Source organism: Novosphingobium endophyticum, assembly GCF_014640675.1.
In the GTDB taxonomy this organism is placed as follows: Bacteria; Pseudomonadota; Alphaproteobacteria; order Sphingomonadales; family Sphingomonadaceae; genus Novosphingobium; species Novosphingobium endophyticum.
This window is the reverse complement of the sequence record NZ_BMHK01000051.1, coordinates 1-15,578: the sequence shown is the minus strand read 5'-3', so window position 1 is coordinate 15,578 and position 15,578 is coordinate 1. Positions and strand designations below refer to the sequence as shown.

General features: G+C 61.0%; 12 protein-coding genes and 2 pseudogenes. 8 read left to right on the top strand and 6 right to left on the bottom strand.

Annotation, left to right across the window (positions count from 1 at the left end; genetic code table 11):
- Window positions 1-79: 79 nt before the first annotated feature.
- Window positions 80-238: a hypothetical protein gene (locus tag IEX32_RS19030; protein ID WP_373285471.1), complete on the top strand. Its 159-nt coding sequence runs from the start codon at window positions 80-82 to the stop codon at window positions 236-238.
- A gap of 4 nt (window positions 239-242) precedes the next feature.
- Window positions 243-1,433, top strand: coding sequence for an IS91 family transposase (locus IEX32_RS19025; protein WP_188773121.1), 1,191 nt, complete (start codon window positions 243-245; stop codon window positions 1,431-1,433).
- 411 nt (window positions 1,434-1,844) lie between these two features.
- On the opposite strand, the gene IEX32_RS19020 is transcribed toward IEX32_RS19025, so the two are convergent.
- Both IEX32_RS19020 and IEX32_RS19015 read right to left on the bottom strand, forming a co-directional pair.
- Window positions 1,845-2,963, bottom strand: coding sequence for an alpha/beta hydrolase family protein (locus IEX32_RS19020; RefSeq protein WP_188773120.1), 1,119 nt, complete (start codon window positions 2,961-2,963; stop codon window positions 1,845-1,847).
- Window positions 2,960-3,583 carry a TetR/AcrR family transcriptional regulator gene (locus IEX32_RS19015; protein WP_188773119.1) on the bottom strand — a complete coding sequence of 208 codons (624 nt, stop codon included), beginning with the start codon at window positions 3,581-3,583 and terminating at the stop codon, window positions 2,960-2,962. Before IEX32_RS19015 ends, IEX32_RS19020 begins: the two co-directional genes overlap by 4 nt.
- A gap of 569 nt (window positions 3,584-4,152) precedes the next feature.
- On the opposite strand from IEX32_RS19015, the gene IEX32_RS19010 reads away from it, so the two are divergent.
- Window positions 4,153-5,904 carry an ATP-binding protein gene (locus tag IEX32_RS19010; protein WP_229736503.1) on the top strand — a complete coding sequence of 584 codons (1,752 nt, stop codon included), beginning with the start codon at window positions 4,153-4,155 and terminating at the stop codon, window positions 5,902-5,904.
- A gap of 213 nt (window positions 5,905-6,117) precedes the next feature.
- Here IEX32_RS19010 and IEX32_RS19005 read toward each other — a convergent pair whose 3' ends face one another.
- Window positions 6,118-6,342: a hypothetical protein gene (locus IEX32_RS19005; RefSeq protein ID WP_188773118.1), complete on the bottom strand. Its 225-nt coding sequence runs from the start codon at window positions 6,340-6,342 to the stop codon at window positions 6,118-6,120.
- Between the two features lie 95 nt (window positions 6,343-6,437).
- Window positions 6,438-7,195: pseudogene (locus IEX32_RS19000) on the bottom strand (IS5 family transposase).
- A gap of 158 nt (window positions 7,196-7,353) precedes the next feature.
- On the opposite strand from IEX32_RS19000, the gene IEX32_RS18995 reads away from it, so the two are divergent.
- The 5 genes from IEX32_RS18995 (at window position 7,354) to IEX32_RS18975 (ending at window position 15,169) form a co-directional block, all read left to right on the top strand.
- Window positions 7,354-9,642, top strand: coding sequence for an ATP-binding protein (locus IEX32_RS18995; protein WP_188773117.1), 2,289 nt, complete (start codon window positions 7,354-7,356; stop codon window positions 9,640-9,642).
- 293 nt (window positions 9,643-9,935) lie between these two features.
- Window positions 9,936-10,700, top strand: a complete 765-nt coding sequence (locus tag IEX32_RS18990) for a hypothetical protein (RefSeq protein WP_188773116.1) — start codon at window positions 9,936-9,938, stop codon at window positions 10,698-10,700.
- 19 nt (window positions 10,701-10,719) lie between these two features.
- The gene (locus IEX32_RS18985; RefSeq protein WP_188773115.1) at window positions 10,720-11,184 is read left to right on the top strand and encodes a hypothetical protein; all 465 of its coding nucleotides are present in this window, start codon (window positions 10,720-10,722) and stop codon (window positions 11,182-11,184) included.
- 219 nt (window positions 11,185-11,403) lie between these two features.
- On the top strand, window positions 11,404-12,042 hold the full coding sequence (locus IEX32_RS18980; protein ID WP_188773114.1) for a hypothetical protein: 639 nt from the start codon (window positions 11,404-11,406) through the stop codon (window positions 12,040-12,042).
- Window positions 12,043-12,169: 127 nt separating this feature from the next.
- Window positions 12,170-15,169, top strand: coding sequence for a RelA/SpoT domain-containing protein (locus IEX32_RS18975; protein WP_188773113.1), 3,000 nt, complete (start codon window positions 12,170-12,172; stop codon window positions 15,167-15,169).
- On the opposite strand, the pseudogene IEX32_RS20785 reads toward IEX32_RS18975, so the two are convergent.
- Window positions 15,081-15,305: pseudogene (locus tag IEX32_RS20785) on the bottom strand (DUF3363 domain-containing protein); the annotation flags it as partial. The gene IEX32_RS18975 and the pseudogene IEX32_RS20785 sit on opposite strands and share 89 nt — an antisense overlap.
- Before the next feature lie 64 nt (window positions 15,306-15,369).
- Window positions 15,370-15,578, bottom strand: a 209-nt coding sequence (locus IEX32_RS20780) for a hypothetical protein (RefSeq protein WP_229736501.1), incomplete at its 5' end; no start/stop codon positions are given.

Genomic DNA, 15,578 nt, shown 5'->3' with positions numbered 1-15,578 from the left:
CCAGAAGGAAACTGTTGGCGGCTCCGCTAACATCAAATCCTGATCAGCAGGTCTTTGCCTTTCAATGAGTTAAGATGAGGTGCATTATGAGTCGTGGCCGCTGGGACACGCCAAGATCGACACCACCGCGATCTACACCAAGGTCTCGACCCGCACGATCCAGGCCGTGGCGAGCCCGCTCGACCGGCTCACGGCGTTGATGGAAGGCCGGGAACGAACGGCATCGCCTTCCGGTTGAGCCGGTGCGAGCCGACCTGGAGGTCGCCGATATCTTCCGCGTGGCCGGCCCTGCTTACCGGGCCAGCCACGCCGGGCACTTGAGCCTCACCCAGCTCAAGGTGATGACGGCGATCGAGTATTGCCGCACGGCCGCGCTCGGCGGGCACGTCGAGGCCTGCCAGGACTGCGGGCATTGGCGGGTCGCCTACAACTCCTGCCGCAACCGGCATTGTCCGAAGTGCCAGGGTGCGGCCGCGCGCACCTGGCTCGCCGCGCGCGAGGCCGACCTGCTCCCCGTCGGCTATTTCCACGTCGTCTTCACGCTGCCCGCCGAGGTCGCGGCCGTCGCCTTCCAGAACAAGGCTGTGGTCTATGATCTGCTGTTCAAGGCAGCGTCGGAGACGATGGCGACCATCGCAGCGGACCCCAAGCACCTCGGCGCCCGGATCGGGATCACCGCCGTGCTCCACACGTGGGGATCGGCGATGACGCACCATCCCCATGTGCACATGATCGTGCCGGGCGGCGGCATCGCCCTCGATGGCACACGCTGGATCTCCTCGCGTCCCGCCTTCCTCCTGCCGGTGCGCGTGCTGGGCAAGCTGTTCCGCCGCCTGTTCCTCACCCGCCTGAACCAGCTTCACGCCGCCGGCCGGCTCGCCTTCTTCGGATCGCTGGCCCACCTGATCGATCGTCACGCCTTCCAGCGCCACCTTGCCCCGGTCAAAAAGCAGCGCTGGGTGGTCTATGCCAAGCCGCCCTTTGCCGGACCGCAAGCGGTGCTCGCCTACCTCTCGCGCTACACCCACCGGGTCGCCATATCGAACCGCCGCCTGATCGCCTTCGACGAGACCGGCGTTACCTTCCGCTTCAAGGATTACCGCCTGGACGGCCCCAATCGGCAGCGGGTGATGACGCTGGCAACCGACGAGTTCATCCGCCGTTTCCTGCTTCACGTCCTGCCGCGCGGGTTCCATCGCATCCGCCATTACGGCCTGCTCGCCGGTTCTGCCCGCAAGGCCTGTCTCGAACGGGCGCGCCGGCTGCTCGCGGTCGCACCGCCGGCCAACAACGAGCCCGAAGAGATCGACGACTATCGCCCGCCATGCCCGTGCTGCGGCGGGCACATGGTCGTGATCGAGACCTTCGCCCGCTGGCGCCAGCCCCGCGCGCCGCCAGCCTACACCTCACCGATCCGGGAACTCGCGCCGTGATCCGGCATGGCCCGCTTCATCAAATGGCCGCGCCTCGCATGCGCCGGCCAAGGGGATGGCGTGCGCCCCGCCGCGCACCAACGACCGCCAGCACCGCGTGCCCCTTCAAAATCACCGCACCCGCCTCCGCGGCCACGCCTCCAAGCCACCCGTTCAACCCAGCTTGCCTACTCCCGGAGCCACAGCGCGCCGGAAGCTGGACCAAGGCGAAGCACAATTCCCCATAAGCCAGTGAGCGCGGCCCGCGGGTTCCTCCATGTGACGATTTCGTACGCAAGCGCCCGAAATCCTTCGACATAGCGGACGTTCGACACCTGATTTCAGCTTCCCGAAAGCCGCCCGTCATTCATGTCGCCGATCACGCACCGACATTGCCGGTTGCGGCCGCCAGGCGCTGGGCCGTCCGCCCGATCACCGAGTAACCTTCGCCAGCCAAGTCTGGATCGTATCCAGAACCGGCGCCTTGGGCGCGAACAACATCGCATGGCCCGCGCCAGGAATGTTGCGATATTCGTATGGCTTGCCGAGCTCGCGCAGCGCGTCAATATTTCGCTCGGTCGTTCGAGAAGGAACGATCCAGTCGCTATCGCCGAGCAACCAGAAGGCAGGGATGTCGAGCGCGCGCAAATCGGGTCGCGGGTCGAAGTCTGGGCAGGGAAAATGGCTTGGCCGGGTTTGCGCATAAGCGAAGGCTTCGTCGACGTTCATGCCCTTCGGAATGTCGCGGCCACCTGGGCGGAAGGCGGCGAAGACTGCACCGAGGTCGAGGCCCTTGACTTCACCGATGCGAAGGCGCTCCAACCGGACGATCTCCTGCGCAGTATTGGTCGGCGCCGAAATCAGCAGCATGAAGGCGGCCTTGCCGCCGCTCAGCACCGCGGCGCGCGGCGTTATCCACCCGCCTTGGCTGACGCCAACGAAGCCAATCCGGTCGGCGCGCACTTCGGGACGTTTCGCCAGCACATCCAGGGCAGCCGCGTTGTCGCTGGCGAGCAGGTTGAAATTCTCGGGACAGATCTCCCTCGGCGTGCCGCCGCCGTAGCGTCCGGTGGACTCCCCAGTTCCGCGCTTGTCGAAAACTAGCACTGCATAGCCCAACCGCGCCAGATAGCGGCTGTAAGGGAAGACTAGGCTGCGCGTCTGGGGTCCGGAGCCGTGAACCCAGACGATCCCCGGCGCCTTGCCCGGGCGATCGGGGAGGTAGAGCGTCGCCGCGAGCCGGGCGCCGCGATTCTCGAAAACAAGGTTCTGGGTCCGGTAGCCGGTGGATTCGTCCCAGATGCGCCAACCGCCATAGACGAAGGCGAGTGCCGTGACGGCGGCGAAGATGATCCTCGGCCGCCGCCATTCCGGCGCGCGCATGAACAGGCAGGCGACCGCGGTGACGACCGCACCCGCCAGCGCCGGCCCCGCCGTGCCATCCGTGAAGGGGATCACGGGGTGGAAATGGAAATAGACCGCAAGCAAGAGCAGCGCCGGGCCCAGCCAGAGTCCTAGGAATCGCAGCACGGCCCAAATCCGGCGCATCATTCGCCTTTCCCCCTCACATTGTCCGGCAATAGCTTTTCGATGGCGCGATCCCATTCTACGATCAGATCGAAGCAGGGATCCTCAAGCCACAGCAGGTAGAGCCCGTTCATCATCGCCAGCGCCTGGCGCGCGACGACGCGCGGATCGTGGCACAGCGGCTCGAATAATGCCGAGAAGCGATCGAAAGTCGACCGGCTGTTCTGCATGATCCTTTCGTGCGCTGGGTGGTCGGGATCGAGCGCCTCGATCTGGAGCATAGTGAGGAGTCGGATGACCTCGGCCTCGGCGCTGGTCTGCGAAAGCATGCCGCGCATGATCTGCAGCACCACGTCCCGCGACAGCGGCCCCTCGCCGGGAATGCCGACGGTCCCACCGATGTGCGTCATGATACCCTTGACCATCCGGCGCTCGAGCTCTCCGAGCACGCCGGTCAGCACGTCTTCCTTGGAGGGGAAGTGATAGAGGACGCCGCCGTTGGTAAGTCCGCATTGCGACGCCAGTTGCTGCAGTGTGAAGCCGCGATACCCCTTGAACCCGATCAAGCGGATAGCCTGATCGAGGATTTGCGAGCGCCGCGCTTCGGCTTCGTCTTTACGGGTGGGTTGCCCCCTTTTCGGCATGTGCGACTCACTGACTGACTGTATGGTCAGTATAATTGCGACCCGCTATATGTCAATGCGTGCAGGATCGAGCATGCCTGCCATATTCCATCCGTGCGGGTTCCGAAGCAGCCGTTCTACGGAGGCTGCGCTGCCTAACTTGTAGTCCACGCCGAATTGACGAAACGCATGTCCGCGGCGAGCAGGTCGGTCAGCCCGGGACCAGCGGGCGAGCCCCGGAGTTATAGAACTCGATCTTATTGGCACTTGTTCCATGGGCCGCGAGATGCCGACCTTAATTCCATTCGGTGAGGATTCGCCAATACTACTGGAAATAGAGGCCGGACGCGCCAACATTGCCGCCGTTCGAGGGTCAGGATCAGTTCCTTGAAAGCGGACATCGCCCGTGCGGATCGATTGGGGCGGGCTTAATCACCCTGCTGGACGCACGTTCGGATTGTCGCGTATGCCGCGCCTAATTTGATCCGCCACAGCTTCTTGAGACTGGGCCGCAGCTCTCAACCCCGTTTCAGATTCGCTTGCCATGCAATGAAACGCGCGGCAATTTTCGGGAAACAGGGGATGTCATGATGAGGCTGGTTTCGCTGACACTCGAAAACTTTCGAGCCCATCAGACTGCGACGACTATCGAGTTCTCGGAGCTGACCACGATCATCGGGCGGAACGACATCGGTAAATCTTGCCTGCTGGAGGCGTTGGAAATCTTCTTCAACGGCGATGTCGTGAAGATGGATCACGCCGACGCCAACGTCTTCAGCGGTTCGCCACTCGTCAGCATTACTGCTGAATTTGCCGACCTTCCGGAGGAGATCACACTGGATGCCGGGGCCCCGACTACGCTCCGTGACGAATACCTCCTGACCGGCGCTGGCACCCTGAAGATCGCGCGAGTCTACGACTGCTCGAAGAAGACGCCGACATGCGAAACATTTATACTTGCCCGGCATCCGAGCGCTTTGGGGTTGGATAACCTCCTTGAACTGAAGGAAAAAGAGCTGCAGGCTCTTGTGAAGGCGCAGTCGCTAGACGTCGCGCTAAAGGGCAATCCGGGCATGCGTCGGGCCCTCTGGGGAGCCTGCCCCGAAATTGGTTTGGTGGAAGCGCGCATCCCGGTTTCGAAGCCGAAGGAGGATAGCAAGCGTATCTGGGATCAACTGGAGCTACATCTCCCGATGTTCGCGCTCTTTCAAAGCGATCGTCAGAGCCGCGATTCCGATGGCGAGGTGCAGAACCCGCTCAGAGGGGCCATCGCGGCGGCCATCTCCGAGGCTCAGGAGGCGATCGAGTCCATTCAGAATCTGGTACAGGCGAAGACCGAGGAGATCGCAAAGCTCACGCACGAGGCTCTTAAGAGCATCGATCCTAAGCTTGCGAACTCGCTTTCGCCGAAGTTTGTCCCGCCCACCGCGTCCAAGTGGATGGGCCTGTTCTCGCTCGGAATGGACACAGATGACCGCATTCCCTTGAACAAGCGCGGCAGCGGTGTGCGGAGGCTCATCTTGGTCAGCTTCTTCAAAGCCGAGGCGGAGCGCAAGCTGTCAAGTTCCACAAAGCGAAACCTGATCTATGCGATCGAAGAGCCCGAGACGTCGCAGCATCCAGCGAACCAGCGGGTCCTCATTGACGCGTTCAAGGAGATAGCGACGACGCCTCATTGCCAAGTGATCCTCACGACTCACAGCCCGGGGCTGGCGGCCGACCTTCCTATCGAAAGCATCCGGTTCGTTTCCAGCGAAGGGCCGCCGGCCACGCCTGCGGTCCAGGCCGGGGTCGACGTGTTTGACACGGTGGCGAAAGCTCTCGGCCTCATCCCGGACAGTCGCGTACGCGTCCTCATCTGTGTCGAGGGGCCGACGGACGTGACAGCCGTGAAGTGCCTGAGTGCCGCATTGCACGCGGAAGACGACACCATACCGAACCTGATCACCGATGAGCGCTTCGCCTTCATTCCGGCGGGCGGGTCGACGCTCAAGCACTGGGTGACCGAAAACTACTTGCGCAACATGCACCGACCCGAGGCTCACATCTACGACTCCGACGTGGCTAAGTATGCGGCATCGGTCGCCGAGGTGAACGGGCGCACCGACGGCCTTGGGTCCTGGCAGTCCAGACCCAGAAGCATGAAATCGAATGCTATCTACACGCTGACGCGATCAAAGCTGCCTTCGATATCGATGTGGACTGCGTGGATCACCCCGCTGAAGGAGCGCCCTCCGTGCCAGAAGCCTTCGCGATCGCGCTCTCGGCCAAGCGAAATTTCGACGGAAGGATGGGAGCCGACAAGGCGAAGGGCTATTTGTCGAAGGCCTTCAGCCACATGACCGCAGCGCAAATTCGTGCACGCGATCCGGCAGGCGAGATCGAAGGATGGCTTCGAAGTATGAGCGCACTTGCCTGATATTTGAGGGCGCTGCTCGACAAAGGACAGCGATGGCGCGGCAAAGGATGAGGAATGCTCGAGCACACGATCGAAGCGATGAAATGCATGTGCGCACGCCACCAACTGCCCTCGCCGCTTGTTCAGCTCCCGCACTTTAGCTGTGTGTACCGCCCTCGATCAGCACTACCTCGGCATTCCGCTGCCGCGCCCAAGCGATCCCTTCACGCTGTGCTTCTTCGACCGATCCGAAGTCACGCTCCTCGGCAAAGCCCTGCATCGGACTTTTGACGGACATCACCGCGCGCACGCCGTCACCATGGGACGGGATGATCTTGAGCGTCGCAAAGATGGCACCGCTGGGCAAGTGAACCAACTTCATACCGTTTCCCCTCAGTACCTTTCAATCCGCCGCAAGATCACGGGCGCGAGCGAATTTCGAACGCCGAGCGCGTGAATACTAGGCGGGATCGACATTCAACGTAGCCAGATCATGGCAGCGGCGAGATGGACGAAGCCGTTGAAGTGGATGGTTCGTCGATCGTGGCGGGTGGCGAAGCGGCGGAAGTGCTTGAGGCGATTGAAGCAGCGTTTCGATGCGATTGCGGTGTTTGTAAGTGCCGGCGTCGTGCGGGATGAGCACCTTGCGCGAGCGGTTCGAGGGGATCACGGCCTCGGCCTGCATGTCGGCGATGACTGTGCGTAAGGCATTGCTGTCATAGGCTTTATCGGCGAGCACGGCATCCCCGGCCTGACCTTCGAGCAAGGCCGGGGCCTGCGTGATGTCACCGACCTGGCCGGCGGTGACGATGAGGCGAAGCGGCCGGCCAAGCGCATCGGCCAGCATGTGGATCTTGGTCGTCAGTCCGCCTCGGGAACGCCCCAGCGCCTGATCTTGCGCCCCCCTTTCCGGTCGCCGCCTGCTGGTGGGCGCGGACGATGGTGCTATCGATCATCAGGTATTGGTTGTCCCGGTCAGCGGTGAGCGCAGCGAACACCCGCTCCCACACGCCGGCATGGCACCAACGGCTGAAGCGTCGATGCGCCGTCTTCCACCGGCCATAACGTTCCGGCAGGTCGCACCAGTGGGCGCCTGAGCGCAGAACCCACAAACATCCATTCACGAACAATCGGTTATCTGATCCCGTCCGACCCGGATCGCTCACTTTGCCCGGCAGCAATGGCGCCACCTTCGCCCATTGCACATCGTTAAGTTCGTATCGCTTGACCGCCATCGTACACTCCGCGCCTCAACACGGAGCACTATGAATCAGCCTTCAGATCATTTGGGAATCCTGAATGTCGATCACGCCTAGCGCGGGAGGCGATCGGCAGTAGAATATTGTTCGACCCATAATGCATCCCGTCGAAAGGGCGGGCGGAGTAGCCAGATTTGACGTTCAGTTTCGACGCCCTCTCTCCTGCCGATTTCGAAGACCTGTCCCGCGACCTGCTCGGCCGCGAACTTGGCGTCCGCTTTGAGGCCTTTGGGCCCGGGCGCGATGGCGGTGTCGATGGGCGGCATGCCGCGGCGGGCGACACGACGATCTTGCAGGCCAAACATTACCGGCTGTCGGATTTCAATGCGCTGGCGCGCACGGTGCAGAAGGAACGGGCATCGATCGATGCGCTGACGCCGAACCGGTATCTGCTGACGACATCGCGGCCGCTGACGCCGCCGAACAAAGACCAGCTGGCGACGATCATTGGACCTAGCCTCGAGGGCACGTGCGATATCTTCGGCAACGACGACATCAATGGGCTGCTGCGAAAATATCCCGATGTCCAGAAAAGCCATGTCAAACTCTGGCTTTCGGGCGCCGGGGTGCTTGAGCGCGTGCTCCATGCCGCGACGCATAATTTCACGACGCTGACGCGCGATGACATCAAGGACAAGCTCAGCGTCTATGCCGAGAACCCCAGCTTCAAGGCCGGGCGCGACATCCTTGAGTCCGTCCACGTCCTGATCGTGTCCGGCCCGCCCGGTGTCGGCAAGACCACGCTCGCCGAGATGCTGAGCTATGCTTATCTTGCGGAGGATTGGGAACTGGTCGCGATCCGCAGCTTGGACGATGCATTCGCCCACATCGACGATACCAAGCGGCAAATCTTCTTCTTCGACGATTTCCTAGGCCGGATCGCGCTCGATGCCCGAGCCCTTTCGAACCAAGATTCCGATCTCGCCCGGTTTATCGGCCGCGTTCGCCGCACGTCCAACGCGCGGTTCATCCTGACCACGCGCGCCTATATCTACGAGGAGGCGCGGCTTCAGTCGGAAGCCCTGTCGACCCGGGCCCTCGACGTGGCCAGCTATGTGCTGGACGTCGGCATCTACACCCGGCGCATCCGGGCACGCATCCTGTATAATCACTTGATCGTCGCCGGCGTCCCCGAAGCGCATATTCAGGCGCTGGTCGAGCAGAACGCGATCAAGAAGATCGTCGATCACGACCATTATAATCCGCGCATCGTCCAGACCCTGACCAATGCCGACCGCGTCGAGGAAATCGCGCCGGCCGACTATCCTGCCGCGTTCATCGCCGCGCTCGACGATCCGCTGAGCGTTTGGGACACAGCGTTCCGCACGCATATCGCCAGCCGCTGCCGACATTTGCTGTTCGCGATGTACGTCAGCGCTGAGCACGGCGCCGAGATCGAAGATCTCGAGGAGGTCTACAACCCGTTGCACCAGGCACTATGCCGCCGCTTCTCGCTGTCATCGGGGCCCAAAGATTTTGAAGAGAGCGTGCGAACGCTTGAGGGTAGCTTTGTCACGATCTCGAATGGCCAGGTATCCCTGATCAATCCGTCGGTTCGCGACTATCTTGCGCAATATCTGACCGACAGTGCGCTGCTACGCGCCATGGCCGAGGGAATGGCGACGCTCCGCGCCGCGCGGGCGCTCTACGATCATTTCAAGAAGGTGCCGGAGGTGAGCCGCGAGGACAAGGCGGCTTTCCTAATCTCCTTTATCCCCCTCGCGGCTAACGCGGTGAATGAGGAACCGTGGAAGCCGATCCGGGGCGAACCCAACCGGCGTCGATGGATAGGCATGTCCTATTCGAGTCAGATCGAGCTTTTGCGGGGATGGTGGAAGACCAGCAAACGCCAAGAATTCCTAGATGCGGCACTGGTCGTGGCTTCCAGCAGAGACATCTGGTTCAGTTCCTGGGCCGATGGCCGTTTAATGCCGCGGCTGATCGCCAGCTTGCGCGGCGCCCCCAAGGCCGAACGCGGAAAGACTACTGCCTTGGTTGAAGCACTGGAGGAGCGGCTGATTCAGATCTTGAATTTTGATCTCGATCTCGACGACGTACACCGCATCCGCACTGAAGTGCTTCCACGCAAAGGGCATTTGGCGCAGCGTATCGGCTGGAGTGCCGATTCCGCGGCGCACCGCGTGATAGCCGAGCTTCCCAGTAATCTCGAACACGTGGATTCCGAATCCACACTCGACGACTATACGAAGCTGGTCGATGAGCTTGGCCCCGCTGTTGGCGCGACACCTGCCGAAATAGCCCGGGCCAAAGACGCCATATCCAGCCGCGCCAACCGCCTGCGTGCGGAAACACCCGAGGAAGATGCGCTGTCACTACGCGGCGACAGCAACATCGAGATCGATTGGTTCACTGATGAAGATCTGCGCAACCTTTTTGCGCCGCTGCTCGCGTCCGAAGAATAATCGCGCCCACAGGCGAACAGAGCGATGAACGCGAAGAAGGCAGCCGCCGACAAAGCCGGCGTTAGGACCTCGATCGACGTCAACTCAAACTTGCCGTTCATTCATCGCGCTTAAGTGAATGCCGATTGAGCCCCGGCGTCGCGGGAGAACAGCAGCTCGATTCGCCGCCAAGCGGGTGGACATCTTCCCGCCGCGTCGATTGAATTGCGCAGGCGATGGTGATGGCCGCGGTATTGGCGCAACCGCCGATGTGAAGGACAACGGCACCAAGTTTTCGAATAAGCGAGAGTCTAATGGCGCAAGAGAGGTTTGCCGAAGCGCGAGCGAAGATCACCCGATCCCTGGTCCATTACGAAGGCCTTCGGTCGGCGATCGAGAGCTATGAGAAGCATCACGGCGCTTCCGTCGAAAAAATCGTGGAGGGCGAGCAGAACCTATATCGCGTTCGGATTTCGCCAGAGCCTACAACTGGCATAAGCCTGATCATTGGGGATTTCGTCCATAACCTGCGCTCGGCCCTGGACTATGCAACGTGTGCGTTGATGGCGGTGACCGATCCCCAACTACCGCAGAGCCGCATCCAGTTTCCTTTCGGCCGCGGTGGCCAGATCCTGAACCATCAAGAGAGAAAGAATCTCGGCTGTTCCAGGGCCGCGATTGGTGTGCTCGAAGGAGCACGGCGGCTGGGTGGCCCGGCGCTCATACTTCTCAACTTAATGAGCAACCAAGATAAGCACCGGCTGTTGGTCGCGTCGGTCATCCGCCAGCAAAAAGCCGAAATTCAGATCGACTTCTCGAAGAGCATCGCGAACATCATCGCCTCTCCGGCGCTCGACACGCACATGTGGAACCGATCCCTCCAGGACGGTGACGTGCTAGCGATCGACACGGATGCGAACCCCGGGGTCGGCCTGATGTTCAGCTTCGTGTTTGGACTGACGCTCGACGGGCGAGATGATGCGATCCCGGTCAACGACCTACACGAAATTGGCCGGATCGCTGAAAAGGTCGTTCAGCATCTCGACGCCGCCGCCTCGCGGCTAGGTGGGAGTGCGTGATGGCCATAAAGACGAGATCATGAGCGGCCACAATCGGCCGGCCTTGAAACCAAGGGGAATTGCTGTGAGCGACATGCTAATGGCTGCCGATGGCGAAAGATCGACACTAGCAGAAGCGTCAGTGGGCTCGCTGGTCCTTGTGTACGGTTATTCCTTCGAGGGGCTGCCTGGGTTTGTGATCCACGATGCAAAGGGCGTGAACGAAATTTTCATGCTGGAAGGCGACCGCGTTGGCGGTGCTGCGCTAGACAGCCGAACGCCAGTCGTCTCGTTCGGTCAAGCTGTTGCTCGGTTCGACCGACGAAGCTTCGCCAAGTCGGACGCTTCGTTACCTACGTCATCGCTGGTTCTGAGTACCCATGGCGTCGGGGTTTACGAAGCGGGACAATTCGCTGCTCGTGGCGGCATTCTAGCCTTACTCAACGGTGAACAAGTCAGTTACTACCGCGACTACGAGACGCCGGCTTTTCTTCGCTGGGACTAGGGTTTCTACAAGATAACGAGTTCATCGCAGTGGTGCAGATCAACCTGAAGGCGTGACGCTACCTACTTGTCCTTCGGTTTGGGTTTAGGAGTAGGAGACGGGGCCGGCTTTGGCGCAGACTTGTTCGCTTGCTTATTGTTCTTCTGAACATGCGAAAATTCGCCAGACCGTGTCTGTTTCTCGGGTATCTTTGCCATCAACAGAGACTACGCTGAGGAAATGGAAAAGCGCAATCTGGATTCTCTCCAAACGTTAGATGACGACGTCCTGCGCGAGGTTGTGCGCGAGGGCGAGAAACTGCTCGATGCCCAGCTTATGACGGCTAATGCCGCCGACCAGCGAGCGATGGCGTGGGCAGCATTGTTGGTCACTGGCGCGATCGCAGTCATTGGCGGCTCAGCGGCCCTACTCGTGAGCGGAAAGCATCTGGCCCTTGCCGTCGTGGGAATCGTCGTCGCAGCAATAATGGGCGTAGCAATCTCGAAGGCTACCAATGTTGTCCGGCCAGCCGACTGGCACTTTCCAGGCAATCGTCCTGGCAACTGGCTCCCCGAGCACTGGCAGTGTCATGGATTGGGGATTCAATGCGACATGCACCAAGCTATGTTGGAGCAGGCAGCTTCGCTGGAAGAACAGATCTGCGACAATGCCGCCGCCTCGGCTGAATCGGGAAAAGAACTGCGGTCGTCTATGTCATGGGCCTTGTTCGCCGTTATCATTGGCGTAGTTGCTGTGGGGATGCTGATACTGATGCAAGCTGTCGGCATAAGCGGCGTAACCGTCATTGACCCGCCATCTGCCGCTGGATCAGATAACGCCGACATAGCCAACGTTTCGAGGGTCGAATCGCGTCATTAAACTTACTGCTCGTTCAGATGTGACTCGGCGCACCTACTGCGCGCCTATATATACCGAGGCGCTGCGATGGACCGCGGCATCGCGACCTAGGGATAATATGCGCAGCTGAGCGGATTGGGGGTGAAGCGTGAATTTCGCGGATTATGAGCGGCGCGGTCAGCGCCTATATTGCGAATTCGCGGAGGCGATCGCGTCGATCCTCAAGATGGCACTAGCATCTAAGCCCCATCTGCAGCTCCAAGAAGTCCAATTTCGCGCGAAAGACCCGGGCTCGCTCGGCCGAAAGCTCGAAAACCGGCAGCTGGCCGATTGTCCCGATGTCGCTGAAGAGATCAAGGATCTGGCCGGCTGCAGGCTAATTTTCTACACCAACACCGACGTCGAGGCGTTCGCGCAATCGCGGCTCCTGCACGAGAATTTCGACGTCGACTACGACCGGACGAAGATCCATTACCCCACCGGCCAGGGTGATGATGCGAATGCGCTCTTCATTTCCGACAACTATGTCATTCGCCTCAAACCCAACCGCGCTGAATTGCCCGAATATGCGCGGTTCACCGGCCTCCGGTGTGAAGTCCAGGTTCAAACCATCCTGAATCACGCATGGGCACAGATGGCCCATGATACGATCTACAAGAGGCCCATCGAAAAGGGGTTCGGGACGGCGATCGTCGAAGGCATCAACGCGCGCCTCGCCAAGGTCATGCGCGACCATCTCCTCCCCGCCGGATACGAATTCCAGAAGATCACCAGCGACTATCGCCGCCTGCTTGCCGGCAAAGACATGTTCGACGCCGGTGCGCTCGAGACCATTAGAGACTGCGGAAACCTGAATGATCTGCATGAGACGATCGAACGGTTCGGGTCGCACGTCCTTCCCAATTACGATGACATCGAGGCGGTTTTTTTCGACGTCTCGGGCACGTTGGTGGACGCCGCCGAGCGGGCGCTGGCGATGCCTGAGATCCCATATGACACCGGGTGGGGCGAGTATCCGGGCGAAAAGCGCGAAACGATCCTCAGCGACGTCTGCGGGATCCTGTCTCACCTGCGCTATATCGACATCGATCGCAGCCTCGACACCGTGCTGCGCCTCGCCGGCCAGATCGACGGCGCCCCGCAGCGCAAAGCGCTCGATGGGTTCGCAACCAAGCTTGCCGAGCATAATCTGACTGCGTGGAAGAAGGTCGGCGGCGCGTTCCAGGCGCATCTGGTCGAGCGTATCGGGAAGCTTGACGATCCGGCCGTCGCCGCCGCGCTACCGACGTTGACGACGATGCTGGCCCAGGTCCTGAAATCCACTGTTACCGGCACATCTTACAAACCCGACGCGATCGTCCTGCATCAGGGGGCCGTTCCGGCGTCGGGCGAACTGATCTCCGCGCGGCGAGGTGCGATCGAACAGCTCAAGCGCTTCTATCCGTTTGCGCGGACGGACGAGGAGCGTGCCGAAATCCTCCACGGCCTCAGCAGTGCGGGGGAAACGCCGATGAACTCGGGCTACAGCAACGCTCTCGGCAAGGTCATCATGGATGACCTAGCGGTGGTCGTTGCCTTCTATCGCGACATCGCGCCGGGCATGTCGCTGGAGGATCGGCGCAAGCTTGAAGAGCGGCTATTTCGTCATTATTATTCCTATTCGAATCTACCGCCGGATATGGTTGATGACGCGGACCTCGCAGCGGCCAGCGCCGCCTTGGTCGCGGAGATTCAGGCCGGTCGGGCGCTGCTGAACGGCGATCCTGATTTCGTGATCTACAAGACGCTGGTCGGCTTCGATTCCGTGTCGGACCGTATGTGGGAAGACTGCTCTTACGACTACCGGATCGACGGCGCCGACAAGGATGATGAGGTCGAGCAGCTGGTGCGGTCAGTCTCGCCGGAGACGATAGACGAATGGGTCGATCGGTTGAACCGCTATGCGGAGACGGAGAGCAATGACCTTGCCACCTTCTCCGCGTTCGGCACGTTCCTCCAGCGCCTCGCGGAAAATCAGCCCGACCTGATCGATTCCTTTCGCGCGCGCATGAACGAGCGCCTTGGAAAGTTCCTGCCGGCCCTGCTTCATGGCCTCGCCAAGGCTGGGCATCAGCAGCGGATCAATAGCTATGTCGATAGCTGGATCGCCGCCGGTCAGCATCTGGGCAATGTCGGCTGGTACCTGCAGGCCGCGATCGACTTTAATGAAGAGCGGCTCGTGCGGCTCCTCGACCGCGCCCGCGCGGCCGACGATTCCAATGCCGTGTTCAACTGCAACTTGACGGCAATTCGTCAATATGAGGCGCATCCAGGCGGGCTGATCGACCGCGTCTTCCTTCCGTGCATCGAGTATCTCACCGCCCGCGACGATCTGAGCTGGTTGGGGTTTGGCTTCTTCACCTGGCGCAAACAAGAAATCCTGCGCGGTCTCGACGAAGCGCAATCCCGACGCGTTCTGGATGCGATGTTTCTGGCGCCCGATCTCGAGCGTCGCGGCGAAGAGCTGCTCGCCGGAATCGCCGAGGCATGGCCCGATCTGGTCCTCGACTTCCTGCGGCGGCGGCTCGTTCTTGCAGCGGGGGACGCCGCCCCGGAAAAGTTCAGGGCTATCCCCTACAGTCTCCATGCCCTCAACAAGCCGCTCTCTCGCTCACCGGACCGCCTCATCTCGGCGGTTCGGAGCTGGTTCGATGCCGACAAGTCGCTGTTCGAGTTTCGCGGCGCGCGCCTCGTACATACAGTGTTCCCCGATTTTCCGCCGGAACTCGAATCACGATTGCGCGCTGAAACCGAGCACGGCGATGCCCTGTCGGCAGAGTTCATCATCAAGATCCTGCGGACCTATGATGGGAAGGACGCGGTGTTCCCGCTCTGCCGCGACATCATCGCGGCCCTCGATCCCAAAGATCCTCTGATCAACTCGATACGGCTGGTTCTCTACGCCAGCGGCGTCCTCACAGGCGAACATGGATCGGCGCTCGCGCTCGCTGAAAAGCGAACTGCGCTCGCCGCATGGCTGGAGGATCCTCGCGAGGCCGTGCGGACGTTCGCCGAACGGTTCATCTATTCGCTCGAACAGTCGATGGCGCAAGAGTATCGGCAGGCCGACCAACGCATGGCGATGCGCAACCTCGCCTATAGCGAATGAGGCGATCGCGCGTTCGCGAAATGCCCGGTCGGCTTCGACCGCGGCCGAAGCTCCAGCTGACTCCATCGCCGCGCATGAGGCCGGACACGCTTGCACCGACATGTCGATCAAGGATCAGTCGCCATAGCACCTGTGTGAATTCTGAATATTGTTGATGAGCGCGAAGCGACCGCCTGAACGAAGGTCCGCTTCGCCGGTTCTCAACCCAAGTCCGGACTGTCGCCTAGGTCCAACATTGCCGACTTCGAATCGGCTTGCTGAATTCTCCAAATCGATCCATTTTCGAGAATTCGGCAGGCATGATCAGGGGAATCGGGTGAATGAGTTTTCACGAGATGAGGCTGACGAGGAAGTCCTCGTCCCAGCTGGCGGCCAAGCGCTTTGATGTCATGGATAGCTTGGTCGGATG

What these genes read in the sequence shown, in the direction of transcription:
- IEX32_RS19020 (WP_188773120.1), bottom strand. Translation starts at nt 2,963, where the DNA reads ATGATGCGCCGGATTTGGGCCGTGCTGCGATTCCTAGGACTCTGGCTG.
- IEX32_RS19015 (WP_188773119.1), bottom strand. Translation starts at nt 3,583, where the DNA reads ATGCCGAAAAGGGGGCAACCCACCCGTAAAGACGAAGCCGAAGCGCGG.
- IEX32_RS19005 (WP_188773118.1), bottom strand. Translation starts at nt 6,342, where the DNA reads ATGAAGTTGGTTCACTTGCCCAGCGGTGCCATCTTTGCGACGCTCAAG.
- IEX32_RS19010 (WP_229736503.1), top strand. Translation starts at nt 4,153, where the DNA reads ATGAGGCTGGTTTCGCTGACACTCGAAAACTTTCGAGCCCATCAGACT.
- IEX32_RS18980 (WP_188773114.1), top strand. Translation starts at nt 11,404, where the DNA reads ATGGAAAAGCGCAATCTGGATTCTCTCCAAACGTTAGATGACGACGTC.
- IEX32_RS18985 (WP_188773115.1), top strand. Translation starts at nt 10,720, where the DNA reads ATGAGCGGCCACAATCGGCCGGCCTTGAAACCAAGGGGAATTGCTGTG.
- IEX32_RS18990 (WP_188773116.1), top strand. Translation starts at nt 9,936, where the DNA reads ATGGCGCAAGAGAGGTTTGCCGAAGCGCGAGCGAAGATCACCCGATCC.